The organism is Caulobacter sp. SRI_008 (genome assembly GCF_057586355.1).
On record NZ_JBYCZS010000003.1, the window covers coordinates 162,274 to 187,969 of the forward strand.

The window sequence follows — 25,696 nt, forward strand, 5'->3', positions numbered from 1 at the left end:
AGCGGCCGGGCGGAGCCCGGGGACCGTGATGTTGTTTAGCGTTTCGGCTTCGTCTGACCGCTCCGCCGCACCGTAGGCTCGAAGGACCGGGGGCGCGGGTGCTTTTTCAACCCTGGACCCGGTTGTCCCTCGGACGGGCAGGACCAATAGCCCCGCGGTGATCCGGCGGCGCCTCGGCTGATCCTGTTAGGCCGGTTTGAAACGATCCCGACCCTGTCGACCCGCTTGTCTCGTCACGGAACGGCTGGCGGCCCAATCACGCCTTCTGAGCGATCCTGCAAACCCGCCCTTCCCATGACGCAACAAGCGGCCCCGCTCGATGCGATCTCAGCCGCTAACTCGGGCCGGTACCAAGAGCCCTCCCCATGGCTGGGATGGGTTTGATTATGGGACGGGTTGAGTGGGGGAGGATAAGTTGGGGTTATAAAGTTGTAGGGCGTTGATTTGGTTGGATTCTTTTACGAGTACGCCGTGTGAGCAGCGTGCGTATCACCCGATCCTTCTCCCCTTGCGGGAGAAGGTGGCGGCCGAAGGCCGTCGGATGAGGGGTCTCTCAGACATCCAACATCGCGCCCCGCCGGACCGCTGCACGCAGCTTTCAGTTCTGAGAGACCCCTCACCCGACCTCGCTCCGCGAGGCCACCCTCTCCCGCAAGGGGAGAGGGATCAGCGCCGTGGGTTGCAGAAAAAGCCTGGGTCCCCGCTTTCGCGGGGATTTTACGGGGAGAGGGATCGGGCCCCGAGTCCGGCCTGACCGCTGCACGCGGATTTGAGGTCTGAGAGACCCCTCACCCGCCCCTGCTCCGCAGGGCCACCCTCTCCCGCAAGGGGAGAGGGATCGAGCATTGGATCCAGCCCCACCTTCACGAGGGCTAAGGAGAGGATCTACCCCTTCACCGCATACGCGATCGGGGTCTCGAAGCGGCGGCGGTTCCAGTCGGAGTCGCGGGGGGCCTTGGGGAAGGGGGCGGCGGCGGTGAGGAGGTCCATGGCGGCGGCGTCGAGGGCGTGGTCGCCGCTGCTTTCGACCACCACCGCCCGCGACATTCGGCCGAAACGGTCGAGGGTGAAGGCCACCACGACGACGCCCTGGGAGCGGCGGCGGCGCAGGGCCTCGGGCATGGTCTTGCGGGCCTCGATCCACGACAGCACCTGGGCGGCGTAGGGGTCGTGCAACTTGGACGCATCGCCGCGCACCTGCACCGGCGCGCCGCCGCCGGCCGGGGCAGAGGCGGCCGCGGCGACCGCCGCGACGGGGGTCACCGACGACGAAACCCGGCTCTCGACCGGTTGCGGCGCGACCTGCGGGGCGGCGTACAGCGGCTCGGGCGCGGGGATCGGGACCGGGCGCGGGCGGATCGGCGAGACGCTGCGGGCCTCGCGCGGCACGTCTTGCGCCCGCCGCTCGCTAGACGCCGTAGATGGCGAAGGCTCGGGACTGGGGGTCAGGGCCTCGAACAGCGCCGCCTCCATGGCCGGCGGCTCGGACAGGCCCGGCATGGTGCGCACGAAGCCGACGAGCGCCAGAACGGCGGCCGCGTGCAGGCCCAGGGAAACGCCCGCCGCGAGCGCCTTGTCCCCGCCTCGCCCGCCCGTCCGGGGTCGTCCCACGCCGATAGACTCCACGCACTCAATAAGAATGCGTCGCATCTACAGGAAGGCGCGCCCCGAAACAACGTCCGGACGGCTACGGATCACGCGGCCCACAAAGTCTCCTGCCCAGCCTCTCCGCGAACCTCGGGCCGCACCTCCTCACGGCCTTGGGGCGCGAAGGCCGGATAGAAGGTCGCCAGCATCCGCTCGGCATAGGCCACGAGGTTGCAGAACCCCTCGGCCCGCTGGCGGATCGGCGAGTCGAAGAACGGCGTCAGGATCTGGGCCAGCATGGAAAAGACGATGGCGTCGACGCTGGTCGGCCGCTCGCCCATCATGAAGGCCTTGTCGCCCAGCATCTCCGAGAGCGCGGTCAGCGACCAGGCGGCCAGCTCGACGATCTCGTCCGGGCCGTGGCGACCGATCCCGACGGCTTTCAGATTGGCCTCGACCGCGTCGAGCAGGCCCGCCTTCAGGTCCTGGCGCATGGCCTCCGGCGCGCCGTCGAACCAATGGGCCGGCCCCTTCTCGAAGTTGTCGAAGTCGAAGAAGCGGAAGTAGCAGTTGGCCCAGCCCAGCTGGTTCTCGACCATCCGCTCGATCGCCCAGGCCTGGGCGCGCTCGACCCGGGTGAGACCCGCGTCGAGATCGACGCCATAGCTGCGCTCGAGGTAGGCGCGGATGAAGGTGGAGTCGGCGACCTTGACCCCGTCGTCGTCGATCCAGGGCAACTGACCCTTGGGCGAGGTCTCGGGATGGGCCGGGAGCTTCTGGTAGGCCAGACCCGCCATCATCAGGTGGATCTCGGTCTTGGTGACGTAGGGGCTTCCCTCAGGCAGGCCGTAGGCCGGGCCGGCGGCGTAGAGCGTGATCATCTCGAGGTCCCTCTCGTGCGGTCTTGCGATGAGGACAGACTGCCGCCACCCTGCTGCCAGCATGCTGTCAGCAACGATCCGGCACTGTGGGACCCATGAGACGCGCTGAACGCCTATTCCAGATCATCCAGATCCTTCGCCGCAGCCGGACGCCGGTCACCGCCGACTCCATCGCCGCCGAACTGGAGACCTCCAAGCGCAGCGTCTATCGCGACATCGCCGCCTTGGTCGGTCAGAGGGCGCCCATCCGCGGCGAGGCGGGCGTCGGCTATGTTCTGGAGGCCGGATACGACATGCCGCCCCTGATGCTGACGCCGGACGAGATCGAAGCCGCCGTGCTGGGCGCCCAATGGGTGGCCGGACGTGGCGATCCCGCCCTGGCCACCGCCGCCCGCGATCTGATCGCCAAGATCGCCGCCGCCGTGCCCGACAACCTGCGGCCCTATGTGCTGGAGCCGGCGACCCGCGCCCCCGCGCCGTGGAACCCGACGCCCGACAATATCGACATGGCCCAGACCCGCGCCTGGATCCACGCCGGCCGCAAGATCCGGCTGGACTATCGCGACGAGAAGGGCGCCGTCAGCCAGCGGGTCGTCTGGCCGGTCACCGTAGGCTACCTCTCGACCGTGCGGATGCTGATCGCCTGGTGCGAGCTGCGCAGCGACTTCCGCAACTTCCGCACCGACCGGGTGGTGGCGGCGCAGTTCCTCGACGACCGCCACGGCCAGCGGCCGGCCGTGCTGCGCGCGCGCTGGCAGCGGCAGATGGAGGAGGAATGGGCCGCCTACGACGCGGCCAAGGCGGCGGGACCGGCCCTGCCCTCCTCCTGAACCGGAACGTCGGCATCGAAACTGTGCGCCCAGCGATTACTTTTGCGAATGAGTTTGCATTTGACTCGCAATTGAACGCCCGGTAGCTGCGACCCGTTCTTAGTAACGGGGGAAGTGCATGAGATCGCGGTTGATGATGGCGAGCGCCCTGGGCGCGTGGGCGGCGCTGGCGGGCGTGGTTCGAGCCGAGGAGCCGATCGCGACGGCGCCCGAAGCCCCCACCGCGGTCGACGCCGTGGTCGTGACCGGCGAAAAGACCGCCCGCACGCTGCAGGACACTGTCACCAGCGTGGCCGTGACCACCGCCCGCACGATCGAGCGCGAGCAGATCCGCAGCTTCTACGACGTGGTCGCCCGCACGGCGAACATGAGCGAGACCTACGGCAAGAGCGGCTTCACCATCCGGGGCGTGGCCAACAACAACGTCTCGGGGGGCGGCACCAGCGGCCTGGCCACGGTCTATCTGGACGGCGCGGCCATTCCCGAGCGCGCCATGTACGGCGGCCCGCTGGAGATGTGGGACGTGGGCCAGGTCGAGATCTTCCGCGGTCCGCAGTCGACCCTGCAGGGCCGCAACGCCCTGGCCGGCGCGGTGATCATCCGCACCACCGACCCGAACTTCGACTGGAACTTCAATAGCCAGGTCGCCTTCGCCAGCGGCGACGACCGCTCGATCGGCCTGGCCGGCGGCGGCCCGATCATCGACGACCAGCTGGCCTTCCGGGCAGCCTTCCACGATCGCCAGGCCGACGGCTTCATCTACAACACCGTGCAGAAGCGCGATGACGACGCCGTCGATACCCGCTCGTACCGCGCCAAGCTGCTGCTGACGCCGACGGCGCTGGAAGGCTTCAAGGCGATCGCCACCTACAGCCGCAACGAAAACAAGTCGGGCTATCTCTACACCTACGCCCGCACCGACACGCCGGACTATTACGACCACCGCGTCAGCAAGACCGACACGCCCAACACCAGCGACATCACCACCGACATCTTCAACCTGGAGCTCTCGCAGGCCTTAAGCGAACGCTTCACCCTGTCGGGCGCGTTCTCGTGGAGCAAGGTCGACCTGATGCAGCGCTACGACGCCGACCTGACGCCGCAGACCCTGTCCTATGGCGGCCAGGACGAGCTGACCAAGACCACCAGCCAGGAAGTGCGCCTGAACTACGACGGCGAGCGGCTGAAGGGCCTGGTCGGCCTCTACCACGCCAAGCGCGACTCCGACCGCAAGTCGGCCAGCCTGACCAACGTCACCTTCCCCACCGCCACCCTGGTCAGCGTGCTGACCTCGACCCTGGTGAGCGGCGGAACGCCGCTGGCCACGGCTCAGGCGCAGGCCAACGCCTTCGCGACCATCTATGTCGCCGCCCTGCCGGTGATCCCGGTCGACTATTCGTCGGACGCGCCGGAGATCGTCACCACCACCGCCCTGTTCGCCGACGGCAGCTTCGACCTGACCGCCAAGCTCAGTCTGCTGGCCGGCTTCCGCTACGACCACGAGGAGAACGAGCAGGAGTCGTCTCAGACGGCCGTGTTCGCCGGAACCTATCCGACCCCGGCCAGTTTCGGCGCCTACGCGCCGTACGTGGTGCTGGTGAACAACTTCGTCGCCTCGATGGTGGCCCAGGCCGGCGCCGCCTCGCCCGGCTCGACGCGCAAGTTCGACGCCTTCCTGCCCAAGCTCGGCGTCAAGTACGCCTGGACCGACGACCTCTCGACCAGCTTCGTCGTGCAGCGCGGCTACCGCTCGGGCGGATCGACGGTCAACGTCGCCCGCGCCACCGTCGTGCCCTACGATCAGGAATTCACCTGGAACTACGAACTGTCGCTGCGCTCCTACTGGCCGCAGTGGGGGCTGACGGCCAACGCCAACGCCTACTATGTCGACTGGAGCGACCAGCAGGTGATCGTCAACCTGGGCCTCAACACCTATGACTACCAGGTCGAGAACGCCGGGACCTCGCACCTCTACGGCTTCGAGGTGGAGCTGAACCAGCGCCTGTCGCCGAAGGCCAGCTGGTGGGCCTCGCTGGGCCACACCAAGACCAAGTTCGACGAGTTCCGGGTCGGCACGGGTTCGGACATCCGCGACCTGTCGGGCTCGGAATTCCCCTACGCCCCGCACTGGACCTTCGCGGTCGGCGGCGACTATCGCTGGGACAACGGCCTGGTCGCCAACCTCAACGCCAACTACCGCGCCAAGGCCTATACCGAGGCCGGCGGCGAGCAGGACGGCCGCATCGCCGACGCCCGCACCCTGGTCAACGGCCGCTTCGGCTACGAGGCCGCCCATTGGGGCGCCTATGTGTTCGGCAAGAACCTGCTGAACGAGAAGTACAAGCAGTACACCCGCGAAGACGTGCCGGTGGCCCTGCTGGGCGAGCCGCGCATCCTGGGCGTGACGCTGGAGACCCGCTGGTGATCGGCTTAGGTGGTCTCGCCCTTGCGCCCATCGCCCTGGGCGGCGCGCTGCTGCTGCGGCGCGCCTGGACCCACGCCGACGCCCGCCGGCCCTGGCTGATCGTCGGCGGCTGGGCGCTGCTGGCGGCCACGCTCGTCGCCTCCGCGCCGATCCTCGGGGTCGTGCGCGGTCCGTCGATCATGCTGGCCCTGGCCTCCACCGTCGCCCTGGCCGTGGTCGCCGCCGGGGTCGAGCTGCGCACGGCCAGGCGCAAGGCCCCGCGCGAGCTGGCCCTGGAGCCGTCGGACCGCCGCCGCGTCGCCTGGCGCGGCTGGCTGCGCGGCTTTCTGGCCGGGCCGCTGGGCGGCGCCGCGGCCATGGGCGTCGGCCTTGCCGTCGCCGTCTGCTTCCCGGCCGAGGTCAAGACCCGGCTGATCATCGGCGGCATGCTGGTGCCGTTCCTGTGGGCCGGCGGCATGGCCTGGACCCTGTCGGACGACAAGATCCTGCGCGCCCTGGCCGTGCTGGTCGGCGTCACCGTCCTCGGCTTCGGCGCCGTGTTCCTGAAGGGCTCCCTCTGATGCACGCCCCGCAAGCCAAGCCCAAGCCCGGCAAGCCGATCTGGCCGAAGATCCCCGCCGCCTTCGTGCGCGCCATGCTGGCCGGCCACTCGGCGCTGGGTCTGGCCTTCGCCGCCCTGATCTATCTGGTCTGCTTCTCGGGCGCGGTGGCGGTGTTCACCAGCGAGTTCAATCGCTGGGAGCAACCCACGGCTCCGGTGCTGCACAGCGTGACCCCGGCCGCCGTCGGCGCGGCCTTCGAGGCGGTGCTGGCCAAGAACCCCAAGGCCCACGACCTCTTCATCCGCATGCCCGAACCCGCCCTGCCCCGCCTGTCGGTGCACGGCGACGACGCCAAGGGCGGCGAGCACACCTGGTTCGCCGACGCCTCGGGCAAGATCGTCGCCGAGCAGAGGACGCCGTGGAGCCAGTTCCAGGCCAAGCTTCACACCGCCCTGCACCTGCCGGGAACCTGGGGCTTCTTCCTGGTCGGACTGACGGGCGTGGCCCTGCTGTCGTCGCTGGTCTCGGGCGTGCTGTCGCATCCCCGGGTGTTCAAGGACGCCTTCGCGTTTCGATGGGGCGGCTCCAAGCGCCTGCAGGAGGCCGACCTGCACAACCGCATCTCGGTCTGGGGCCTGCCCTTCCACGTGGTGGTGTCGCTGACCGGCGCGTTCCTGGGCCTTAGCGTGCTGATCGTCGGCGTGCTGGCCATGGTGGTGTTCGACGGCGATCGCGAGAAGGTCTTCGCCCTGTTCAGCGGCCCGCCGGTGGCCGACGACGCCCGTCCGGCCCCGGTGATCGACGTGGCCAGGGGCCTGGCGGTGCTGCAGGCCCAGAACCCCAAGGCCGGCTTCAACTACATCTTCGTCGAGCACCCCGGCGAGACCGGCCAGCACATGAGCGTCAACCGCACGACGCCCGGCAAGCTGTCGCGCGGCGAGATCATCATCGTCGACGGAAACGCCAAGGTGCTGGGCCCGGCCGGCTTCGAGAGCGGCAACCTGGGCATGGCCATCTATTCCAGCCTGACGCCGCTGCACTTCGGCTGGTTCGGCGGCTGGCCGGTGAAGGTCGCCTACTTCCTGCTGGGCCTGGGTCTCACGGCCGTGACCGCCAGCGGCGTGGCCATCTGGCTGGCCCGCCGGCGCGACAAGGGCCGCCCGGCCCCGCGCTGGGAGCGAGTGTGGGTCGCCTTCTGCTGGAGCCAGCCCCTGGCCTACGCCGTCTCGGCCATCGTCGCCCTGCTGGCGCCCAGCGTCCCGCCGGTCGCGGTGTGGGGCGGCGTCACCCTGGCGGCCAACGCCTGCGCGTTCCTGTGGACGCCGGCGACGCTGTCGATCCGCCTGCGCCTGGCCAGCGCCGTGGGCCTGGCCCTCGTCGCCCTGGTGCACCTGGGCCTCAACACCGGCCGGACGGTGGATCCTGTCGCCTGGATCCTCGACGCCTCGCTGGTGCTGGGGGCCGGCCTGCTGGCGGCGTCGGTCTGGGGGTCGCGCCGGACGGCCCAGGCCTGATGGATATAAATCCCAATATATGAGTCATTGACTCGTATATTGAAATAATGCCGCTATCTCGGGCGTGCGAGCGGGACGCGGGGGCGACGCCTCCGAACCCGTCCAACGCACGCCCGACAACAAGAAACGATAGCGAGGAAACACTCCCATGCAGCGCACGAAGACCCTCGTCGCCCTGGCCGCGATCCTGTCGGCCGGCGCCTCCCTGACCCAGGCTGGCTTGGCACTGGCCGGCGAGCCCCTGAACGGCGGCCTGGCCCGGATCGACAAGGACGGCGACGGCAAGGTCAGTCCGGCCGAATGGACCACCGAGCGGGCCGGCCTGTTCAAGAAGCTCGACGCCGACCGCGACGGCAAGCTGACCCTGGACGAGATCACCCAGTTCTACCTGAAGGCCGCCCCGGCCGACGATCCCAAGACCCAGAAGCGCATCGACGCGGTCACCGCCGCCGACAAGGACGGGAACGGGGACGGCAAGGTCACCCTGGCCGAGATCACCGCCCTGGCCGACCGCGAGTTCAAGGGCCGCGACAAGGACGGCGACGGCTTCATCACCGGCGACGACAAGTAGGCCGCTTCCGGCGCGGACGGATCCGACGATCCGGACCGCGCCGCCCTGCCAGGGCTCTGTCTCGACTGTCTGGGAAGTTTGGAGCGGGCGGGGGGAATCGAACCCCCGACATTCAGCTTGGGAAGCTGACGTTCTACCTCTGAACTACGCCCGCGCGCGTCAATGTTTTCAAGAGCTTACCGCCCTCTCCGCTGTTCTGAACCTGATCGGTTTACACAGCGGTCAACAGAGACCGTTCCGAAGGCGTCCCGTCTACCCGGTCTTCACGGCCCGCTCAAGCGCAATGAGGGGTGTGGGCGTGGTCGCGGGATCCGCGTAATGCTTGCGGATGGTCGCCCGGCGACCGCCAAGCGCTTGCCGTCGCCAAGGCCCGCAGTGACGTGCTGGGCGTCGAGCCCCAGACCGCAGTCGCCCTGCCGCTTGGTCGAGACCCGGCAGTAGGCGACGAACCGCTATATATGAGCCTCTAGACGGTGGAGCGCGACCATCTAGGGTCCTGGGATCTCGGGGGGTCAAGGGTCTGAGGGGCGGCAAAGCGCCAAAAACCGCCGTTGGCGAGTCTCCAGAAACTCGACGCTTGCCCAGGCGCGGTCAGTCGTTCAGGAGCACGATCTTGCCGGTCACCGATCGAGCCTCAAGCGCGCGATGAGCCTCCGCCGCCGCCCGTAGCGGATAGGTCGCGCCGACCTCAGGGGTCACGACGCCATCCGCCACCAACTTCAGCACGGTGGCCAGATCGTTTTGATAGGCGCTGGGCCGTCCATCGCGCCAGGGCTCGCTGGAGTAGGCGACCACGCCCTGCCCCTTGGCGAACAGGCCAAGGCTGGAGAACCGCGCGTTCAGGAGCAGATCGGCCACCGCCAGCGGATTGACCTTGCCGCCTCGACTGACATCGTAGGCGCCGTAGAACACGCCAACGCCGCCAGGACGCAGCGCCGGCATCGAGACCGTCTTGAAGTGCTTTCCGCCAAGGTGGTCGAACGCCGCGGCCACGCCGCCGCCGCTCAGGGCCATGGCCCGGACGACGACGTCCTCCCGCGCGTAGTCGATCGGTTCGCCGCCGCGCTGGGCGACGGCGTCGGCCTTGCCGCGTGAGGCGGTTCCGATGGCGCGCACGCCGGCGATGCGCGCCATGTCGAGCAGCAGACCGCCCACGCCGCCGCCGGCCCCATGCACCAAAACCCATTCGCCTGGCGCGGGGTTGGCGATGCGATGGAGCATTTGCCAGGCCGTCACCCCGTTCAGGACCGCCGCCACCAGCCGGCCCGCATCCACCCCCTCGGGCGCGGGGACCAGCCATTGCGCCGCGACGTTGCGGCGGGTCGCGTAGGAGCCGAAGACGGTGATCCCGGCAACGCGCTGGCCGATGGCCAGGCCCTTGACGCCTGGTCCGATCGCCTCGACCCGGCCGACCAGGTCATAACCCGGCGTGATCGGCGGCTTGTGTCCCGCATAGACGCCCTGCCGCATCATGATGTCGGCATAGGCCACGCCGACCGCTTCGATCGCGACCCGGACCTCACCGGCGGCCGGTGGCGGCAGACGGCGCTCGACCGCGGTCATCACCATCGCCGATCCCTTGCGAGGGATGTGCATTTCGAGAGCCTGGTCGGTCATTTCGTCAGTCCTGGGGTTCGGGGGTCTCAAAGCGCGAGCCTATGCGGGCAGTCGCATCTGCTTGCGCAGGCTCTTGTCGAAGGCCTTGGCCGGCACGAACCGGCGCAACAGCGTGATCTGCTTGGCCAGCTTGCCGGCCGGGTAGCGCAGACGCGGCTGCGGATCGACCGCGGCCGCGCGAACCACCGCGGCCACCACCTCGGGCAACTCGGCGGTCGGCATGACCTCGTCCAAAAGCGCCCGCACGCCCGCTCGCGCCTGATCATAGACGGCGATCTGGGCGTCCGCCTCTACGGCGTTCTGGTCAAAGGTGCTGCGGATGTAGCCCGGCTCGATCAGGGAGACGCGGACATTGAAGGCCCGAACTTCATGGTCGAGCGACTCCGAATAGCCCTCCAGGGCATGCTTGGTGGCCGCGTAATGGGCGGAATAGGGCGCGGGGATCAGTCCAAGAACCGAGCTGATGTTGAGAATGCGACCTTGGCGCCGGGCGCGCATCGACGGCAGCACGGCGTTGGTCATCCGCATGACGCCGAACAGGTTGACGTCGAACAGGGCCTGGACCTGACCGATCGAGCTTTCCTCGGCCCCGCCTGTCAGGCCAAGACCCGCATTGTTGACCAGCACGTCGATCTGGCCTGCCTCGGCCAGCACTTCGGCGACCAGCTCTCGGACGGACGCCTCGTCGGTGACGTCGCACACCACCATACGAACCCCTTTGGGCGCGGCGACGGTCGGTCGGCGGCTGGTCCCATAGACCGTGTAACCGCTCGCGGCCAGAGCTTGAGCGCTGGCCAGGCCGATGCCGGCGGAAGCTCCGGTCACCAGGGCGATCTTCTTGCGTTGAATGGTCATGGGCCTTCCCGTAGGCAGCAGGCGCAAGAACGACGCTGCTCATTGCATTACAATCATAATGTGGAAGTATGATCGTAATGCAATGAGAATCTCGGAGGCAGGACATGCGCTATGAAAAAGGTCATCGGGACGCGTCGCGCGAGCGCATCCTGCAGGCGGCTTCGGAACGCTTCCGGGCCGACGGCATCGCCGCCTCCGGCCTGGCGCGCGTCATGAAGGATGCTGGCCTGACGAACGGCGCCTTCTATCCCCACTTCGAGTCTAAGGCCGAACTGGTGCGCGAAAGCCTGATCGCCGCCCTCGACGCGCAGGCCGACCAAATGCGACAGATCCTTGCCGCTGACGGTCTCGAAGGGCTGATTGCGGCCTATCTCTCCCCTGTGCACCGCGACAATCCGCAGGACGGCTGCGCCACCTCCGCGCTTGCCGCCGAGATCGCGCGCGAACCTCTGGAAACCAGGTCCGCCTACACCGAGCGCGTCGCTGCGTTCGCCGAGCTGGTCGCGGCTTACCTTCCGCCGCACGCCACGGACCGGGAAGCCGCCGCCACGGCGCTGCTGGCGACCTGCATCGGCACGCTGCAAATCGCGCGCGCCGTCGACGACGTCGAGATGTCCGATCGCATTCTCGCGGCGGGTCAAGAAGCGGCGCTGACGCTTTTGCGAACTAGCGCATCGTCAGCGACCTAAGCGGCGTCAGATCAACTTAATCTTTGGCGACGGTGCGCCAAAAACTGACCCTAGGCGCTGGTCGCAACGGACATTGAACGCGACGCCAATAGGCCGCGTCACTCAGCCACCGCCCCCCCCCTCCCCGCCCCGAAGTTGACGACCGCCCCACGCAGGCGCAGCCTCCGCGTCAAACAGACGTTCGGGAGGAGGACGCCAATGGCCGACGGCGAGGAGCATCCGCGGGCGCGGTTTCACGCCATGACCGAGGGCACGGCCGAGGACTGGGGGATCATCGCCCGGGCGGCCGGCGACTATGGGCGCGAGCTGCCCGACCGGCTGATCGGGCACCTGAAGCTCCTGCAGGGCGACTGCGGCGGCTTCGCGGTGGATCGGCTGGAGCACAGCCTGCAGACCGCCACCCGCGCCCACCTGGCCGGCGAGGACGAGGAATACGTGGTCTGCGCCCTGCTTCACGACATCGGCGACATCCTGGGGCCGCGCAATCACGCCGACATCGCCGCGGCGATCGTCCAGCCCTTCGTGTCGGAGGCCAACCACTGGATGGTGGCCAACCACGCGATCTTCCAGGGCTACTACTTCTTCCATCACCTGGGCCTGGACCGCGACATGCGCGAGGCGTTCCGGGGCCATCCGCACTTCGAGCGGACGGCGAAGTTCTGCCACCAGTACGACCAGCCGGCCTTCGATCCGGCCTATGAGACGATGCCGCTGGAGGCGTTCGAACCCATGCTGCGGCGGGTGATGAGCACGCCCAAGCGGTCGATCTACCTGCGCCCGGAATGAGCACCCGCCCAGGTTGCTCCGGACCCGCGCTCCCCTAGACTGCGCCGGACGATCTGGCGGGGGAGAACATGGTCGACATCCAGGGGACCGCGATCCATGGAACCGCGTGTCCGCACTGCGGAACGCACAACAACTTCCATGCCGACGCCGCCGCCATCGCCGCGCAGTGCGGACGGTGCGACCGCAGGCTGTTCGAGGGCAAGGCCTACGAGGTCGGCGGCGACGCGTTCCTCGCCCACAGCCTGGCGAGCGATCCGCCGCCGGGCAAGATACCGCTGCTGCTGGTCTGTTTCGGGGTCGGCTTCGGCGTGACCCGTATCAACGCCGACCGCTACGCCAAGCTCTACGAGCCCAACCTGCGGGTCCTGAAGATCAACGCCTTCGAGCACCAGGAAGCCCTGGCCGGCTATGCGGTCAGAGCCGTGCCGACCGGCCTGCTGTTCCAGGCAGGAACCGTCGTCGCCAGGGCGCTCGGCGCGCCGATCCCCGAGGCGGACCCGTTCGCGCGCATGCTGGACGAGCATGGCGTGAAGCGGGCCGTCCCGTTGCGCGGGGCGCCGGCGGCCGAGGCCTGAGCGCGCCCTACTGAACCCGCTCGGCCTTGATCCCCAGCTTGGCCAGTTCGGCCTGGACGCTGTCGGGACCGACCAGGTGGCCGGCGCCGACGGCGATGAAGCTGACGCCCTTGCCGCCCAGCTTGGTCTTGAGCTGGCCGGCCCAGGCGGTGTTGCGGGCGACGATCAGGCTCTTGTAGAGCGGCGGATACTTGCCGCGCATCTCGGTGACGAACTCGGCTTCCAGCGCCTTCTGGTCGCCGGCGGCCCAGGCGGTGACCAGGGCGTCGAGCTTGGCCGGGCCTTCGTCGACCTCGTCGAGGGTGGATTCCAGCAGGTCGACCTCGTCCTTGATCGGCAGATCGGCGAAGAAGCGGATCTGCTGCTCGGGGGTCTCCAGGCTGCCCAGGGACTTGCCGGCGGCCTTGGCCTCGGCGGTCAGCACCTGCTCGACGCCCTTCTTCGGGTCGAAGCCGGCCTTCAGCATCGGGCCCAGCGCCAGGGTGATCGAGGCCATCCAGGGGCGCAGGCTGTCGAACGCGGCGGGCGGCAGGCCCATCTCGGCCGCATAGCCCTTGGCCTTGTCCCAGTCGGCGGGCGACAGCTTCTTCGACAGCGGGGTGGCGCGGTCAATGCCGTACTGGATCACCAGCGGCTGCATCACGGCCGGGTCGTCGGCGCCGGCCACCTCGGTGACCAGTTCGCTCGAGGTCTTCAGGGCCTCGTCCAGCTTCGGCGTGCGCCACTGGGTCTGCGGCCGCAGCACGTGGACCGTGCCGAAGAGGTAGATCGTCGAGTCCTTGTCCTTGATCACCCACAGGGCGGGATCGGCCAGGGACGGCGTCGCCGCCCCGAGGGCGAGGACCGAGACGAGGCCGACGACGGCGCGGCGCAGGGTCTTGATGGACGAATGAAACATGCAGCTCCCCTAGTGAAGGTCTGTCGGAAAGGAAAAAGGATCGGGTCGGCGGCTAGTCGACGAAGCCTCGCCGCCAGGCGACGAGCATGGAGATCGCCAGGTAGCCGATCATGGTGACGTTGAAGGCGTCCCACAGGGTCAGGGCCGGCAGCAGGGCCAGTTTCTCGCCCGCCGCCCACAGGAACAGCAGGCCCTGCAGCAGGATGAACGAGACGGCGGCCGTCTCGGCCATCGTCCGGCGCAGCAGTTCGTCGCTGCGCATCCACTGGCTGATGTTGCCGACGGCCTGCACCAGGAACAGGGCGATCAGGCCGGTCATCACCGCCGAGGCCAGCAGCGGCGACAGCGGGTCGAACAGGGTCACGGCCAGCGGCGGCGCGGCCAGCATCGCCCCGGCCAGGATCAGCACCAGGCCCTGACCGGCGTAGAACCGGGCCTGGGCGGGGGTGGCGGCGCGGGCGTCGTCGCCGTTGATCCGCCGGCCCAGCGCCTTGCGGCTGCCGGCGAGGCCGGCGGTGACCAGTCCCGCGAAGACCAGAAACGCCGCCAGGATCAGGGTCAGCATGTCGCTGCCCGACGGGTCGAACCCGCCCCAATGTCCGTCGCGCCTGAGGCCCAGCAGCCAGCGCCCGCCGAAGAAGCCGACAGGCAGGCCGGCGACCATCAGGGTCAGCGCCCGGCGGGCGCGGGGCGAAACTTTCGAAACTTGCGGCTCGGCGCTCATGTCAGGCCTCGTCCTGGAAAATGGCTTCGATGGGTTGGCCGAAGAGACGGGCGATCCTGAAGGCCAGCGGCAGGCTGGGATCGTACTTGCCCGTCTCCAGGGCGTTGATGGTCTGGCGCGAAACGTCGAGCCGCTGGGCCAGGTCGGCCTGGCTCCAGTCGCGTTCGGCGCGCAGCACCTTGAGGCGGTTCTTCATGTCGGCGTCAGCGGTAGCGCCAGGAGACCAGGCCGTGGGAGAGGCCGAACAGCACGGCGAACACCGGCGCGACCACCCACAGCTGGAGATGCGGCGCCAGGCCGAAGCCCTCCAGGATCCCCCAGGCCGTGGCCAGGGTCAGCACGCCGCCCAGGGCCCACAGCAGGCTCTCGACCGCCACCCGCCGCAACAGTTCGTCGGTCTCGCGATGGAGGTAGATCCCGAGGCTGACGAAGGCGCCGACCAGGGCCAGCGCCGGGGCCAGGGCGGCGTAACCCAGCGCGCCGTGGGCCAATCCCGCCGCGTCCAGCCTGATCGCGCCCAGCAGTAGCAGGGCGTAGGCGCTGATGGACGTCAGAAAGCCGATGAGGAAATCGCGCAGCGCCGGGCGCACCGGGTCGCCGCCATAGGACCGGGCGGCGGTCACGCCGAAGGCGATGGCCGAGAGCACCATGCCCACCGCGCCGATATAGCTGGGCCATTCGCCGTCGCCGTTCAGGAGCAGGGCCATGGAGCCGCCGATCCCGCTGACGGCGATGATGGCCAGGGCGGCGGGCTTGGCTTCGGCGGGACGGTTCTTTTTCTTGAAGGCGTTCATCGTCTCGCCCCTTCAGCGCCGCACCAGCCACCAGCCGGCCCAGGCCAGCACGTAGCCCGCGATCTGCAGCATGAAGCACAGCCCCACGCCGCCGATGAAGATCGTGGACGGCGCGGCGTCGGCCAGCGAGGCGTTGAACGAGGCGGGAAACAGGGCGACGTTGGCGAACAGGACCGCGCCGGCGCCGATGCCGCTGCTTCCGCCCCAGTACCAGGCCCATTTGTGCGCCTCGCGCACCATCTCGTCGGCGGCGCGCCACCAGCGGGCGCTGAGCCACAGGGTCACGACAATCACCACGGCCATGACCCCGGCGACGGCCAGTTCCGACAGGCTTGCGGCCAGAGGCGACTTGCGGCCCAGCACCATCAGCACGCCGCCGATGATCCCGCCGAAAATGGCGACCGCGAACGTTCCGAAGACAACGCCGATCAGGCGTTTATTCGCTCTGCTGAGCCCCGACATGCCAAGCATCCCCGTCAAAATGACAAGGTACATTGACATCGCAATCCAGAGTCGTGTCAAGGACCCTGTACAAAAATCGCGTTTAAGCCGCGTTACGCTCCCCGCGCCAGTGGAGCGGCATCGGCGGGGTGACGCCCAGGGCCTTGGCCAGCCAGTGGGCCCTGGGATCGGCGTGCAGCAGCCAGCCATACTGCGAGAAGCGGTCGCCGTAGTCGTCCCAGCGGATCACCCGGCCCTCGGCGTCGCAACGCCAGACGGCCTTGTCGCAACCGGGGATGCGCTCGGCCCGCTCCCAGGCGGAGACGCGCTGGCTGTGGGTCGAGAACGGGCCGGAAAAGAGGCGGTTCATGACGCGATGGCTCCTGTCGACGCGTGCGGATTCGAAACCGAATCTGCGTGTAATCGCAACAACCGGACACTATCACTTGATAACCGCCAACGTGACCGACACCACATGTAGTGCGACGCCGTGTCGCGCGACAGCTTGAGCAGGTCGCCCGACTTGCCTTTTAGGCGACTCGCGGCGGGGTAAGCGGCCGTCGGTTCGCATCCAGACGAACGTGCATGTCGGCCCTCCCTGGCAGGTCAGCGGCGCACCAGGCCGTCAGCCGCTCATAGTGGTCGAGGAAGCGCTCCAGGGCCGCCGGATCGAGGCCCCCTCGCCTGCCCTCTGCGGAGAGCCGCGCCTGCAGCTTCGCCTCCTGCTCGCGCCGCCAGGCCCGGACGGTGGCGAAGTCGGGCGCGGTCAGCACGGCCAGCCAGTCGAGCCGGCCGAAGAGCTCGCGATAGGCGCCGGCCAGGGCGGCGTCGATGAAGCCGCGCCAGGCGCCGTCAGGATCCTCGTCGCGCTCCAGGGCGTTGACCGGCTCGGCCAGGGCCGCCGGACCTTGCGGCCGCACGCCCAGGCACCAGCCTTCCAGCAGCACGACGTCGGCGGGATCGTCGAACACCGGCCAGGCCGCGCGTGGCGCGCGGTCGTCGGCGGCCTTGTCGAAGCGCGGCAGGGTCGTGCTCCCCTCCCCGGCCAGGCTGTCGAGCGTCGCGAGGCCCAGCGCCACATCGTGCGTGCCCGGCGGCCCTCGCGTCGCCAGCAGCGGATGGACCTCGGCGGCCAGCTTCAGGCGTTCGGCGCGGGTCAGGTAGAGGTCGTCCAGCGACAGGGTGGCGACCTTCAGCCCCTCGTCCTCCAGCAGTCGGGCGACTACCGCGACCAGGGTAGACTTGCCCGCCCCTTGCGGTCCCGACAGGCCGGCGACGAAGCCCGGACGGCCATGGGCCCACGCCGCGGCGGCCAGACGCTCGGCCAAAGGCCGGTGCAGCGCGTGGAAGGCTTCGACGAAGTCCGGACCGAGCCGCTCGTCGCGCATGAAATCGGAAAGCCAGGACGGGTCGGACGCGCTCATGCCCTGACCATGCACCGCTTCGCGCGGTTACTGCACCCGCCGCACGCGATAGCCGCGCGCCTTCATCAGGGCCGGCAGGCCGTCGGGGCCAGCCATGTGCAGGGCCCCGACCGTGACCAGTTCGACGCCGGAGCCGGCCATCTCGCGGTCGAGAACCTCGGCCCAGGCCAGGTTGCGGCGCCTGAGCAGGGCTTCGTAGAGCTCGGGCCGGTCGCGGCGCATGCCGGCGACCAGGATCGCGCCCAGCCGATCGACATCGCCCTTCAGCCAGGCCTTCTGCAAGTCGACGCCCCGGCGCGGCGGCGCGTTCTGCTCGGCGGCGACGTCGTCGAGATACTGCACCTCGACGGCCTCGGGCAGATCGGCGAACAGGCGCAGCTGCTGCTCGAAGCTTTCGAAGGCCAGGACGGGCTTTTCGGCGCGGACAGCCTGGCGGGTGACGGCCGCGTCAGCGCCGCTGGCCACCGAACCGCCGGCCTGCGTCATCGGCAGCACCGACAGCATCATCGCCGCCGCCCAGGGCCGCAGGTGATCGACACGGTCGAGGCTGGCGCCGCGCTGGTCCAGCGCCGCGCGCAGGCTGGCGACGGTGCGCGGCGGCAGTTTTTCGGTCAGGGAGCGGTCCACATCGACGCCGTAGCGGTCGACCAGGGCCTTCACCGCGGCGGGGTCGGCGTCGCCCCGGGTCTCGAACCACAGCTTGCCGGCCTGGGCGTAGGCGCGATCGAAGGCCGGGGTGCGCCAGCGGAGGTCGGGCGACAGCACGTGCATCGAGCCGAACAGATAGATGCGGGAGTCGCCGTCGCTGACTTCCCACATGGCCGGGGCGGCATGGGCGACGCCAGACAGCCCCGCCACGGCCGTCATGACCGCCAGCAGGCGTCGTACGCCCTTCACCCACGCTGAAACCATCGCTTCCCCCGACAGGAATACGGTCTCAGCCTAGAGCGAAGGGGGTTAACCGCGCGAGCGCAGAGCGCCGCGGCCTAACGCCACGGCTTGAAGTGCTTCGAAAGCTTCAGCCCCTGCCGCTGATAGTGCGAACCGCCCTCGCCATAGAGGCGGGCCGGACGGGCGGTGAGCGGCTCATAGACCAGCCGGGCGACGGTCTGGCCGTCTTCCAGCAGGAACGGGGTCTCGTGGCTGCGCACCTCGAGCACGCCCTTGGAGCCGACGGCCCCGGCCTCTTCCGTGCCGAAGCCCGGATCGAAGAAGCCGGCGTAGTGGACGCGGAACTCGCCGACCGAGGGGTCGATCGGGGTCATCTCGGCCGCTTCCATGACCGGGATCTCGACGTCGTCCTTGGACGCGAGAATGTAGAACTCGCCCGGATCGAGCAGCAGCTCGCCGTGGCGGGTCTCCAGCGGCTCCCAGAAGTCGCGCGGGTCGTGGCCGTCCTCGTGGTCGAGATCGACGACGCCGGCGTGGCGGCGGCCGCGGAAGCCGACGATGCCGGTCTCGCCCGGGGTCAGGTCGACGCCGACGCTGCGGATGGCCAGCTTGGCCGGCTCGCCGCGCTTGAGGCGCAGCTGGTTCAGGCGCGTGCCGGCGCGGACCAGCACCGAAAAGGTCTGCGGCGCGATCTCGATATAGAGCGGCCCCTCATAGCCGGCCTCGATGTCGTCGAAAGCCTTGGAGCGGTCGCTGAGCAGGCGCACGAAGACGTCCACCCGGCCGGTCGAGCTCTTCGGATTGCCGCGCGCGGCGACATTGGCCGGCAAAGCCAGGCGCTCCTGGATCTCGGCGATGTAGACGCAGCCCTTCTCCAGCACCGCGCCCTTCGACAGGTCCAGCTCGTGCATGGCCACGTCCTTGAGACGCTCGGGCACGCGGCGCGCGACGCCCGGCAGGAACGAGGCCCGCACCCGCCAGCAGCGCACGCCCAGGCGCAGGTCGAGGCTGGCCGGCTGAACCTGGTCACGGTCGAACGGCGTCTGCGAGGTGATCGCCTCCTGGGCGATCAGGTCCTCGATGGTCTGGCAGGGCAGAATCCCCGCGAAATGGGCGTCGGTCATCGGCGGCACACTCCCCCAAAGCGGTGCCGCGAGGCAAGGGCGCTATGGGAGCCGCCGCGAGAATCTGGGCGCCGTCAGGCCCGCTCGAGCAGCCCGTCTAGATAGAGAGCGCCCGCCCCGGCGCCGTCCTCGGCTCGAAACACCGGCGCCAGGGCCTCGGCGGCGGTCGCATAGGCGGGATCACCCAGCAAGGTCCGCAGAGCTTCGGTCGCGCCGCCGCCCTCGTAGCGGTCGGGCCGGAGCCTGCGCCCCACGCCCAGGCGCTTCACCCGTCGGGCGTTGTCGTGCTGGTCGCCCAGGAACGGCGTCACCAGCTGCGGTCTGCCTGACCGCAGGGCCTGGGCCGTCGTGCCGATCCCGCCGTGATGGACGATCGCCGCCGCCCTCGGGAAGACCTGGGAATGGGGGGCGTAGGCGGCCACGAACACGTCCCCTCCCCGCTCGCCCTGAAGGCGCTGCGCCTCCTCCGCCCCGGCCAGCAGCAGCGCCCGTCGTCCCAGGCCGCGCGCCGCTTCGAGGCTGGCGCGATAGAAGTCGCCCGGCGCGTGAACCGCGAAGCTGCCCAGCGAGAACACGATCGGGGCCGGACCGGCGTCGAAGAAGGCCGCCAGCGCCGGATCCAGCGCCTGCGTCCCGCCCGCCTCGCTGTCGTAGGCGGGGAAGCCGACGAGGGTCAGGCCGGCGGGATGGTCGGGCTGGACCGGACCGAAGCGCGGCGAATAGAGGCCGAGCATGGGCGCGCCGTCGCCATGGCCGCAGTCGAACAGGGCGTCGGCGCCGGCATGGGCGACGCCGAGCGTCCGGCCCAGGCGGCGCAGGGGCTTCAGGGACGAGGATATCCGGCCGCGCACGAGCGCCCGGACCAACCCGTTCCAGCCGACCGCCGCGGCCGAGCGCGGCGAGAACACGTAGGGCGCCGGCCCGGTCTCGGACGGATCGGTCGCCGACTGCAGGAAGATCGGCGCCAGGGCGACGCGGACCAGGGGCAGGCCCAACGTCCGGGCCGCCAGCGGCGCGCCAAAGACGATGTTGTGGGTCACGACCATGTCCGCGTCCTGGGCCGCGGCGCGGACGTCCTCGTAGGTCTGCGACAGGAACGGCATCTGCAGGTCGCGCAGCAGAAAGTCGGGATCGCGCGACATCCGCTCGAACACGTCGGCGATATCGAGGCCCAGCCGCGCCTGGATCTCCTCGGTGCTGGGCCGCAGCGGGCGAAACTCCAGGCCCTCGGCCTCGACCTTGGCCCGGTGGTCCTCGTGGGTCGCCAGCACGGGAACATGGCCCAGGCGCCGCAGGGCCAGGGCGAGGGCCAGGAAGGGATGCAGATCGCCGAGCGAACCCGTGGTCGCCAGCACGATCCTTCGTCCGGCCGCCATTCTCGCCCCCTTTTACCGCCCGACGGGATGGGAACCGCAACGGCGCGCCAAGGCAAGGCTTGCGACGCCCGTCAGGCGACCCAGACCATCCTCTCGCTCGCCTGGCGCGCTCGGACCGTGACGAAGCGGTGAAAGATCGCCTATACCCACCGCGATTGCGTCCGCCGAAGCGGCAGGCGCGGGCCTTTTCGTCATCGGGAGTATCGCGTGTCCGAAGATCCGAAGAACTGGGACGTCGCCACCAAGCTGATCCGCGGGGGTCTGGCGCGCTCGCCGTTCATGGAGACCGCCGAGGCGCTCTATCTGACGCAGGGCTTCACCTATGACAGCGCCGAGGGCGCCGACCGCCGCTTCTCGGGCGAGGACCCGGGCTTCGTTTATTCGCGGTTCAACAATCCGACCGTGAAGATGTTCGAGGACCGCCTGGCCCTGCTGGAAGGCGCCGAGGTCTGCCGCGCCACGGCCACCGGCATGGCCGCCGTGCACTCCTCGCTGATGGGCCTGGTGCGGGCCGGCGATCACGTGGTGGCCGGTAACGCCCTGTTCGGCTCGTGCCGCTGGCTGATCGCAGAATGGCTGCCGCGCTTCGGGGTGGAGACCACCTTCGTCGACGCCACCGATCCCAAGGCCTGGGAAGCGGCCATCCGCCCCAACACCAAGGCCGTGCTGATCGAGACGCCGTCGAACCCGGTGCTGGCGATCACCGACATCCGCGCGGTGTCGGAACTGGCCCACGCCGTCGGCGCCAAGGTCATCGTCGACAACGTCTTCGCCACCCCGATCTTCCAGCAGCCGCTGGAACTGGGCGCCGACGTCGTCGTCTATTCGGCCACCAAGCACATCGACGGCCAGGGCCGGGTGCTGGGCGGGGCGATCCTGACCACCGAGGCGATCAACGAGGAATTCTACCGCGACAGCATGCGCCACACCGGCCCGTCGCTGTCGCCGTTCAACGCCTGGGTGATGCTCAAGGGTCTGGAGACCCTGGACCTGCGCGTGCGCCGCCAGACCGACAGCGCCTTCGCCCTGGCCAACACCATGGCCGAGCACAAGAAGGTGACGCAGGTGCTCTATCCCTTCCGCCCCGACCACCCCGGCCACAACGTCGCCAAGAGCCAGATGAGCGGCGGCGGCACGGTGATCGCGCTGGACCTCGGCTCGCGCGAGGCGGCCTTCAAGTTCCTGAACGCGCTGGAGATCATCGACATCTCCAACAATCTGGGCGACGCCAAGTCGATGGCCACCCACCCGCCGACCACCACGCACCGCTCGGTGCCCGAGGAGATGCGCCCGCTGCTGGGCGTGACCGAGGGCGGCGTGCGCCTGTCGGTGGGCCTGGAAAGCCTCGACGACCTGACCCGGGACGTGATCCGTGCGCTCGACCAGGCGTGAGTCCAGTCCGCCCCTGAAGCGGATCCGTCGGCGTCGCGGCGCCGACACCGGCATCTATGAGGCCCGCACGCGCGACATCGTCGTGCGGGTCGCGCCCTGCTACCTGCCCGAGGAATCCTCGCCCGAGCAGGGCCTCTATCTGTGGGCCTACACCGTCGAGATCGAGAACCACGGCGTCGAGACCGTGCATCTGGTGGCGCGCTGGTGGAAGGTCACCGACGCCATGAACCGCAGCAACGAGGTCGAGGGTTCGGGCGTGGTCGGCGAGCAGCCGGAACTGCGGCCGCGCGAGGCCTTCCGCTACGTGTCCAACTGCCCGCTGCCGACGCCGTCGGGCACGATGGTCGGCCGCTACCAGATGGTCACCGAGGCTGGCGAGGCGTTCACCGCCGAGATCCCCGAGTTCTCGCTGCATCTGCCGGGCGCCGCGCGCCGCGCGAACTAAACTCGCGCGCGCCCCTTCCCAGCCTGCAACTTTGAGCTATTGAATCCCCCTGTCTCAGCCACAGGGGGAAGACCATGGCGACCACCTACACGATCCGCGTCGAGAACCATTCCGTAGCGCCGCAGAGCTACACGATCTTCGCCCAGCAGCCCGCGACGGCCGGGCCGGGCGTCTACACCAACGCCTGGGCCACCCTCCAGCACGTGACCAATGGCGGCTTCGACGTCGTCAACTACACGCCCGAAGACGGCGAGCCGGCGCCGCACTTCTATGTCAACGACATCGCCTATGACGCCGGCGAGGAGATCGACCACAGCTCGGTGGCCAGCGCCCCGATCGAGGTCGACTTCAACGGCAAGAGCGAAACCACCGCCACGGTGATCCAGCAGCCCAACCGGGCCTTCCTGGTCAGCTACGAATAAGCGGTCGGCCGCGCCGCAACCTGCGCCGTTGCCAAGTAACGGCGTTACGCGTTTACTTCCTTTTGCGGCGTCAGACCGCGAAACACAGGGAGGTTGCGGCGTGGCCGACTACGAGCTGACCCTCATCAACCGAAGCGACGACACCCAGAATTCGACGGTCGTGGTGTTTTCCAAGGCCGCGACCAGGCCGGTCAGCCTGGCGCGCACGATCCCGCCGGGCGGCTCGTCGAAGATCAGCTTCAACAACCTCGAGCCCAACGCCCAGGCCTATCTGGTGCTGGGCGAGCCGCCGCATCTGGACGCGTGCGAACCGCCGGCCGGCTCGGTGCGGCTGGATCTCGACCTGACGCATGAATACGTGATCGGGCGGGCTTAGGGGGCGAAGGCCCCCTCAGTCGCTCCGCGACAGCTCCCCCAGAGGGGGAGCATCTTCTTGGTGCGGCGCTCCTAGATCCTCCCCCTCTGGGGGAGGTGGCCCGGAGGGCCGGAGGGGGCTTAAGCCTCGCCGTTCGGTTCCAGCGCGTAGACCCGCGAGCAGTATTCGCAGGTCACGTGGATCTTGCCGTCCGGCTCGATCATCTCGGCCTTCTCCTCGGGCGAGAAGGACTGCAGCACCACGCCGATCCGCTCTTCCGAGCAGCGGCAGAAGGCGCGCAGCGGCTTTTCCTCGATCAGGCGCACGCCATCCTCGTTGAACAGGCGCCACAGCAGGGTGGTGGTCGGCACGGTCGGGTCGACCAGTTCGTCCTCGCCCGTGGTCTCGAACAGCGCCTGGGCGTGGTTCCAGGCCTCCTTGGTCTCGCCGCGCGTCTCGTCGCCGGCGATGGTCTGGATCAGCACGCCGCCGGCGCGCCAGGTCGGGCCTTCGCCGGTGTCCACCTGGCCGACGGCCAGGCGCACGCGGGTCGGGATCTGCTCGGACTGCATGAAGTACTGCTCGGCGCACAGGGCCAGGCTCTCGCCTTCGATGGCCGTGACGCCCTGGTAGCGCTCCATGTCGGGGCCCTGGTCGAGGGTCATGATGAACACGCCCCCGCCCAGCAGGGTCTTGGCGCCCGGACGCACGAAGCCTTCCGAGACGGCCGCCACCTCGGCCTCGTCGAACCGGCAGTAGCCGCGCAGGCCGCCGGTGGTGTCGTAGTCGACGACGACGTAGCGCACCGGGCCGTCGCCCTGGGCCTGGACGATCAGCCGGCCCTCGAACTTCAGGCTGGAGCCGACCAGGGCGGCCAGCGCGCAGGCCTCGCCCAGCAGGTTGGCCACCGGCTCGGGATAGGCGTGACGGGTCAGCACTTCGTTGACCGCCTCGCCCAGCCGCACGACGCGGCCGCGCACGGGCAAGCCTTCGATCTGGAAGGCGGAAACGAGGTCGTCGGGAACGGTGATCTGGGGGGCGGCGTCGCTCATGGGGCGGTTAGATAGGCGCTTTCCCAAAAAATGCGAGGGGGCGCCGCAAAACCCCCTCCGGCCCTCCGGGCCACCTCCCCCAGAGGGGGAGGATCTATTAGCGCCGGCTCCAGGATGCTCCCCCTCTGGGGGAGCTGTCGCGGAGCGACTGAGGGGGTCGCCGGAGGCGCTACTTCTTCGCCAGGTAATCCAGGGCCATGAACACCTCGGCCTTCACGCCGGTCTCCAGCACCGCCTCGTCGATGTCGAAATAGGGCGAGTGGTTGGCCGGGGCGCCGGCGGCGGGGACGTCGGCCTTGCGGCCGCCCAGCTGGACGAACACGGCCGGGACCTTCTGGCCGTAGAGGGAGAAGTCCTCGGCCCCGGTGACCAGGGCGGCCTGGTCGTCGACCTTGCCCGGCGAAGCCTTCTCCAGCGGACCCTTGACCCACTTCGACAGCGCCGCGTCGTTCCAGGTGACCGGATAGGGCTGGGTGAACACCGCCTCGGCTTTCGCGCCATAGCGGTCGCCGATGGCGGCCACGGCCTTCTGGGTCTTGGCGATCACCTCGGCCTTACGCTCGGGCGTGAAGGTGCGCAGGGTGCCGCTCATCACCAGGTCCTCGGGGATGATGTTGTTGCGCACGCCCATGTTGATCGTGGCGATGGTCAGCACCGTGGGCGAGGAGCCGACGTCGATCTGGCGGGCGGCGATCTGGTTCAGGGCCTGGATGATGTCGGCCGAGACGCTGGCCATGTCGATGCCGGCCCAGGGGCGCGCGCCGTGGGTCTGCTTGCCCTTGACGGTGATGGTGAGGCGGTCGGCGCCGGCGTAGAAGCCTTCGGGGCGATAGTTCAGGGCGTGGGCGTCGCCGGGGCCGATATGGACGCCGAAGATGGCGTCGACCTTGGGATTGTCGAGCGCGCCGTCAGCGATCATCAGCTTGGCGCCGCCCTCGTCGCCGGCCTGGGGACCTTCCTCAGCCGGCTGGAAGATGAAGACGACCGTGCCGGCGATGTCGGCCTTCATGCCGGCCAGCACCGTGGCCGCGCCCAGCAGCATGGCGACGTGGGTGTCGTGGCCGCAGGCGTGCATGACGGGAACGGTCTTGCCTTCCCAGGTGGCGGTGGCCTTGGAGGCGAACGGCAGGCCGGTCTTTTCCAGCACCGGCAGGGCGTCCATGTCGGCGCGCAGGGCCACGACCTTGCCGGGCTTGCCGCCCTTCAGGATCCCGACCACGCCGGTCTTGCCGACGCCTTCGCGCACCTCCAGGCCCAGAGCCTTCAGTTCCTTGGCCACCAGGGCGGCGGTGCGAACCTCCTGGTTGCCCAGTTCGGGGTGCTCGTGGACGTCGCGCCGCCAGGCCACGACCTGGGGCTGGGCCGCCTTGGCCGCCGCCTCGACCTTGGCGTTGGAGGGGGCCGCGAGAGCGGGGCTTGCCGCCATGATCGCCAGGGCCAGAACCGAAACCGTCGTGCGCACGCCCATACCCGACTCCTAGAGAAG

General features: G+C 69.2%; 28 protein-coding genes and 1 tRNA gene. 12 read left to right on the forward strand and 17 right to left on the reverse strand.

Annotated features, from left to right (window positions below):
* Positions 1-885 precede the first annotated feature (885 nt).
* Positions 886-1,611, reverse strand: a complete 726-nt coding sequence (locus AC2YHT_RS04165) for an energy transducer TonB (RefSeq protein WP_487288322.1) — start codon at positions 1,609-1,611, stop codon at positions 886-888.
* Positions 1,612-1,694: 83 nt separating this feature from the next.
* Positions 1,695-2,468, reverse strand: coding sequence for a glutathione S-transferase family protein (locus AC2YHT_RS04170; RefSeq protein WP_487288323.1), 774 nt, complete (start codon positions 2,466-2,468; stop codon positions 1,695-1,697).
* A gap of 95 nt (positions 2,469-2,563) precedes the next feature.
* On the opposite strand from AC2YHT_RS04170, the gene AC2YHT_RS04175 reads away from it, so the two are divergent.
* The 5 genes from AC2YHT_RS04175 (at position 2,564) to AC2YHT_RS04195 (ending at position 8,350) form a co-directional block, all read left to right on the forward strand.
* On the forward strand, positions 2,564-3,298 hold the full coding sequence (locus AC2YHT_RS04175) for a helix-turn-helix transcriptional regulator (protein WP_487288324.1): 735 nt from the start codon (positions 2,564-2,566) through the stop codon (positions 3,296-3,298).
* Between the two features lie 118 nt (positions 3,299-3,416).
* The gene (locus AC2YHT_RS04180; RefSeq protein ID WP_487288325.1) at positions 3,417-5,723 is read left to right on the forward strand and encodes a TonB-dependent receptor; all 2,307 of its coding nucleotides are present in this window, start codon (positions 3,417-3,419) and stop codon (positions 5,721-5,723) included.
* Positions 5,720-6,283 carry a hypothetical protein gene (locus AC2YHT_RS04185; protein WP_487288326.1) on the forward strand — a complete coding sequence of 188 codons (564 nt, stop codon included), beginning with the start codon at positions 5,720-5,722 and terminating at the stop codon, positions 6,281-6,283. The genes AC2YHT_RS04180 and AC2YHT_RS04185 overlap by 4 nt, the downstream gene beginning before the upstream one ends.
* On the forward strand, positions 6,283-7,779 hold the full coding sequence (locus AC2YHT_RS04190) for a PepSY-associated TM helix domain-containing protein (RefSeq protein WP_487288327.1): 1,497 nt from the start codon (positions 6,283-6,285) through the stop codon (positions 7,777-7,779). The genes AC2YHT_RS04185 and AC2YHT_RS04190 overlap by 1 nt, the downstream gene beginning before the upstream one ends.
* A 148-nt stretch (positions 7,780-7,927) precedes the next feature.
* Positions 7,928-8,350: an EF-hand domain-containing protein gene (locus AC2YHT_RS04195; RefSeq protein ID WP_487288328.1), complete on the forward strand. Its 423-nt coding sequence runs from the start codon at positions 7,928-7,930 to the stop codon at positions 8,348-8,350.
* 79 nt (positions 8,351-8,429) lie between these two features.
* Here AC2YHT_RS04195 and AC2YHT_RS04200 read toward each other — a convergent pair.
* The 3 genes from AC2YHT_RS04200 to AC2YHT_RS04210 form a co-directional block, all read right to left on the reverse strand.
* A tRNA-Gly gene (locus AC2YHT_RS04200) sits at positions 8,430-8,504 on the reverse strand.
* 437 nt (positions 8,505-8,941) lie between these two features.
* Positions 8,942-9,967 carry a zinc-binding dehydrogenase gene (locus tag AC2YHT_RS04205; protein ID WP_487288329.1) on the reverse strand — a complete coding sequence of 342 codons (1,026 nt, stop codon included), beginning with the start codon at positions 9,965-9,967 and terminating at the stop codon, positions 8,942-8,944.
* 39 nt (positions 9,968-10,006) lie between these two features.
* The gene (locus AC2YHT_RS04210) at positions 10,007-10,822 is read right to left on the reverse strand and encodes an oxidoreductase (protein WP_487288330.1); all 816 of its coding nucleotides are present in this window, start codon (positions 10,820-10,822) and stop codon (positions 10,007-10,009) included.
* A 104-nt stretch (positions 10,823-10,926) separates the two neighbouring features.
* Between AC2YHT_RS04210 and AC2YHT_RS04215 the strand changes: the two genes are divergently transcribed.
* From AC2YHT_RS04215 to AC2YHT_RS04225, 3 genes are all read left to right on the forward strand, one after another.
* Positions 10,927-11,511, forward strand: coding sequence for a TetR/AcrR family transcriptional regulator (locus AC2YHT_RS04215; protein WP_487288331.1), 585 nt, complete (start codon positions 10,927-10,929; stop codon positions 11,509-11,511).
* Positions 11,512-11,709: 198 nt separating this feature from the next.
* Positions 11,710-12,297, forward strand: coding sequence for an HD domain-containing protein (locus AC2YHT_RS04220; protein WP_110119981.1), 588 nt, complete (start codon positions 11,710-11,712; stop codon positions 12,295-12,297).
* 68 nt (positions 12,298-12,365) lie between these two features.
* Complete coding sequence (locus AC2YHT_RS04225) at positions 12,366-12,872, forward strand: hypothetical protein (RefSeq protein ID WP_487288332.1); 507 nt, start codon at positions 12,366-12,368, stop codon at positions 12,870-12,872.
* A gap of 7 nt (positions 12,873-12,879) precedes the next feature.
* Here AC2YHT_RS04225 and AC2YHT_RS04230 read toward each other — a convergent pair whose 3' ends face one another.
* The 10 genes from AC2YHT_RS04230 to AC2YHT_RS04275 form a co-directional block, all read right to left on the reverse strand.
* Positions 12,880-13,770 carry a TraB/GumN family protein gene (locus AC2YHT_RS04230; protein WP_487288334.1) on the reverse strand — a complete coding sequence of 297 codons (891 nt, stop codon included), beginning with the start codon at positions 13,768-13,770 and terminating at the stop codon, positions 12,880-12,882.
* A 52-nt stretch (positions 13,771-13,822) separates the two neighbouring features.
* Positions 13,823-14,494 (reverse strand): hypothetical protein, encoded by a 672-nt coding sequence (locus tag AC2YHT_RS04235; protein ID WP_487288335.1) that lies wholly within the window; start codon positions 14,492-14,494, stop codon positions 13,823-13,825.
* A 1-nt stretch (position 14,495) separates the two neighbouring features.
* Positions 14,496-14,690 carry a helix-turn-helix transcriptional regulator gene (locus AC2YHT_RS04240; protein ID WP_110119977.1) on the reverse strand — a complete coding sequence of 65 codons (195 nt, stop codon included), beginning with the start codon at positions 14,688-14,690 and terminating at the stop codon, positions 14,496-14,498.
* Positions 14,691-14,697: 7 nt separating this feature from the next.
* A complete protein-coding gene (locus AC2YHT_RS04245; protein WP_487288336.1) occupies positions 14,698-15,288 on the reverse strand; it encodes a hypothetical protein in 591 nt (196 codons plus the stop codon).
* Positions 15,289-15,300: 12 nt separating this feature from the next.
* Positions 15,301-15,750 (reverse strand): hypothetical protein, encoded by a 450-nt coding sequence (locus tag AC2YHT_RS04250; RefSeq protein WP_487288338.1) that lies wholly within the window; start codon positions 15,748-15,750, stop codon positions 15,301-15,303.
* An 82-nt stretch (positions 15,751-15,832) separates the two neighbouring features.
* Complete coding sequence (locus tag AC2YHT_RS04255; protein ID WP_487288339.1) at positions 15,833-16,099, reverse strand: hypothetical protein; 267 nt, start codon at positions 16,097-16,099, stop codon at positions 15,833-15,835.
* Between the two features lie 160 nt (positions 16,100-16,259).
* Positions 16,260-17,153 carry a kinase gene (locus AC2YHT_RS04260; protein ID WP_487288340.1) on the reverse strand — a complete coding sequence of 298 codons (894 nt, stop codon included), beginning with the start codon at positions 17,151-17,153 and terminating at the stop codon, positions 16,260-16,262.
* Positions 17,154-17,180: 27 nt separating this feature from the next.
* Positions 17,181-18,065: a TraB/GumN family protein gene (locus AC2YHT_RS04265; protein WP_487288341.1), complete on the reverse strand. Its 885-nt coding sequence runs from the start codon at positions 18,063-18,065 to the stop codon at positions 17,181-17,183.
* 74 nt (positions 18,066-18,139) lie between these two features.
* A complete protein-coding gene (locus AC2YHT_RS04270; RefSeq protein ID WP_110119971.1) occupies positions 18,140-19,168 on the reverse strand; it encodes a 2'-deoxycytidine 5'-triphosphate deaminase in 1,029 nt (342 codons plus the stop codon).
* 74 nt (positions 19,169-19,242) lie between these two features.
* Positions 19,243-20,544, reverse strand: coding sequence for a nucleotide disphospho-sugar-binding domain-containing protein (locus tag AC2YHT_RS04275; protein ID WP_487288342.1), 1,302 nt, complete (start codon positions 20,542-20,544; stop codon positions 19,243-19,245).
* Positions 20,545-20,751: 207 nt separating this feature from the next.
* On the opposite strand from AC2YHT_RS04275, the gene metZ reads away from it, so the two are divergent.
* From metZ to AC2YHT_RS04295, 4 genes are all read left to right on the forward strand, one after another.
* The gene (metZ, locus tag AC2YHT_RS04280) at positions 20,752-21,936 is read left to right on the forward strand and encodes an O-succinylhomoserine sulfhydrylase (protein ID WP_487288343.1); all 1,185 of its coding nucleotides are present in this window, start codon (positions 20,752-20,754) and stop codon (positions 21,934-21,936) included.
* The gene (apaG, locus tag AC2YHT_RS04285) at positions 21,917-22,381 is read left to right on the forward strand and encodes a Co2+/Mg2+ efflux protein ApaG (RefSeq protein WP_487288345.1); all 465 of its coding nucleotides are present in this window, start codon (positions 21,917-21,919) and stop codon (positions 22,379-22,381) included. Before metZ ends, apaG begins: the two co-directional genes overlap by 20 nt.
* Positions 22,382-22,455: 74 nt before the next feature.
* The gene (locus AC2YHT_RS04290) at positions 22,456-22,803 is read left to right on the forward strand and encodes a hypothetical protein (protein ID WP_487288346.1); all 348 of its coding nucleotides are present in this window, start codon (positions 22,456-22,458) and stop codon (positions 22,801-22,803) included.
* A gap of 100 nt (positions 22,804-22,903) precedes the next feature.
* A complete protein-coding gene (locus AC2YHT_RS04295; RefSeq protein ID WP_110119967.1) occupies positions 22,904-23,179 on the forward strand; it encodes a hypothetical protein in 276 nt (91 codons plus the stop codon).
* A 119-nt stretch (positions 23,180-23,298) separates the two neighbouring features.
* On the opposite strand, the gene AC2YHT_RS04300 is transcribed toward AC2YHT_RS04295, so the two are convergent.
* Both AC2YHT_RS04300 and AC2YHT_RS04305 read right to left on the reverse strand, forming a co-directional pair.
* Positions 23,299-24,210, reverse strand: coding sequence for an Hsp33 family molecular chaperone (locus tag AC2YHT_RS04300; protein ID WP_487288348.1), 912 nt, complete (start codon positions 24,208-24,210; stop codon positions 23,299-23,301).
* A 169-nt stretch (positions 24,211-24,379) separates the two neighbouring features.
* Complete coding sequence (locus AC2YHT_RS04305; protein ID WP_487288430.1) at positions 24,380-25,636, reverse strand: amidohydrolase; 1,257 nt, start codon at positions 25,634-25,636, stop codon at positions 24,380-24,382.
* Positions 25,637-25,696 lie beyond the last annotated feature (60 nt).

Excerpts from the sequence above, each read along its gene's own strand:
- AC2YHT_RS04230 (WP_487288334.1), bottom strand. The coding sequence starts at position 13,770 with ATGTTTCATTCGTCCATCAAGACCCTGCGCCGCGCCGTCGTCGGCCTC.
- AC2YHT_RS04240 (WP_110119977.1), bottom strand. The coding sequence starts at position 14,690 with ATGAAGAACCGCCTCAAGGTGCTGCGCGCCGAACGCGACTGGAGCCAG.
- AC2YHT_RS04275 (WP_487288342.1), bottom strand. The coding sequence starts at position 20,544 with ATGGCGGCCGGACGAAGGATCGTGCTGGCGACCACGGGTTCGCTCGGC.
- AC2YHT_RS04220 (WP_110119981.1), top strand. The coding sequence starts at position 11,710 with ATGGCCGACGGCGAGGAGCATCCGCGGGCGCGGTTTCACGCCATGACC.
- AC2YHT_RS04210 (WP_487288330.1), bottom strand. The coding sequence starts at position 10,822 with ATGACCATTCAACGCAAGAAGATCGCCCTGGTGACCGGAGCTTCCGCC.
- AC2YHT_RS04205 (WP_487288329.1), bottom strand. The coding sequence starts at position 9,967 with ATGACCGACCAGGCTCTCGAAATGCACATCCCTCGCAAGGGATCGGCG.
- AC2YHT_RS04260 (WP_487288340.1), bottom strand. The coding sequence starts at position 17,153 with ATGAGCGCGTCCGACCCGTCCTGGCTTTCCGATTTCATGCGCGACGAG.
- AC2YHT_RS04190 (WP_487288327.1), top strand. The coding sequence starts at position 6,283 with ATGCACGCCCCGCAAGCCAAGCCCAAGCCCGGCAAGCCGATCTGGCCG.
- AC2YHT_RS04255 (WP_487288339.1), bottom strand. The coding sequence starts at position 16,099 with ATGAACCGCCTCTTTTCCGGCCCGTTCTCGACCCACAGCCAGCGCGTC.
- AC2YHT_RS04270 (WP_110119971.1), bottom strand. The coding sequence starts at position 19,168 with ATGACCGACGCCCATTTCGCGGGGATTCTGCCCTGCCAGACCATCGAG.
- AC2YHT_RS04250 (WP_487288338.1), bottom strand. The coding sequence starts at position 15,750 with ATGTCGGGGCTCAGCAGAGCGAATAAACGCCTGATCGGCGTTGTCTTC.
- AC2YHT_RS04290 (WP_487288346.1), top strand. The coding sequence starts at position 22,456 with ATGGCGACCACCTACACGATCCGCGTCGAGAACCATTCCGTAGCGCCG.
- AC2YHT_RS04195 (WP_487288328.1), top strand. The coding sequence starts at position 7,928 with ATGCAGCGCACGAAGACCCTCGTCGCCCTGGCCGCGATCCTGTCGGCC.
- AC2YHT_RS04215 (WP_487288331.1), top strand. The coding sequence starts at position 10,927 with ATGCGCTATGAAAAAGGTCATCGGGACGCGTCGCGCGAGCGCATCCTG.
- AC2YHT_RS04245 (WP_487288336.1), bottom strand. The coding sequence starts at position 15,288 with ATGAACGCCTTCAAGAAAAAGAACCGTCCCGCCGAAGCCAAGCCCGCC.
- AC2YHT_RS04170 (WP_487288323.1), bottom strand. The coding sequence starts at position 2,468 with ATGATCACGCTCTACGCCGCCGGCCCGGCCTACGGCCTGCCTGAGGGA.
- AC2YHT_RS04175 (WP_487288324.1), top strand. The coding sequence starts at position 2,564 with ATGAGACGCGCTGAACGCCTATTCCAGATCATCCAGATCCTTCGCCGC.
- AC2YHT_RS04305 (WP_487288430.1), bottom strand. The coding sequence starts at position 25,636 with ATGGCGGCAAGCCCCGCTCTCGCGGCCCCCTCCAACGCCAAGGTCGAG.
- AC2YHT_RS04180 (WP_487288325.1), top strand. The coding sequence starts at position 3,417 with ATGAGATCGCGGTTGATGATGGCGAGCGCCCTGGGCGCGTGGGCGGCG.
- AC2YHT_RS04235 (WP_487288335.1), bottom strand. The coding sequence starts at position 14,494 with ATGAGCGCCGAGCCGCAAGTTTCGAAAGTTTCGCCCCGCGCCCGCCGG.
- AC2YHT_RS04225 (WP_487288332.1), top strand. The coding sequence starts at position 12,366 with ATGGTCGACATCCAGGGGACCGCGATCCATGGAACCGCGTGTCCGCAC.
- AC2YHT_RS04300 (WP_487288348.1), bottom strand. The coding sequence starts at position 24,210 with ATGAGCGACGCCGCCCCCCAGATCACCGTTCCCGACGACCTCGTTTCC.
- AC2YHT_RS04265 (WP_487288341.1), bottom strand. The coding sequence starts at position 18,065 with ATGGTTTCAGCGTGGGTGAAGGGCGTACGACGCCTGCTGGCGGTCATG.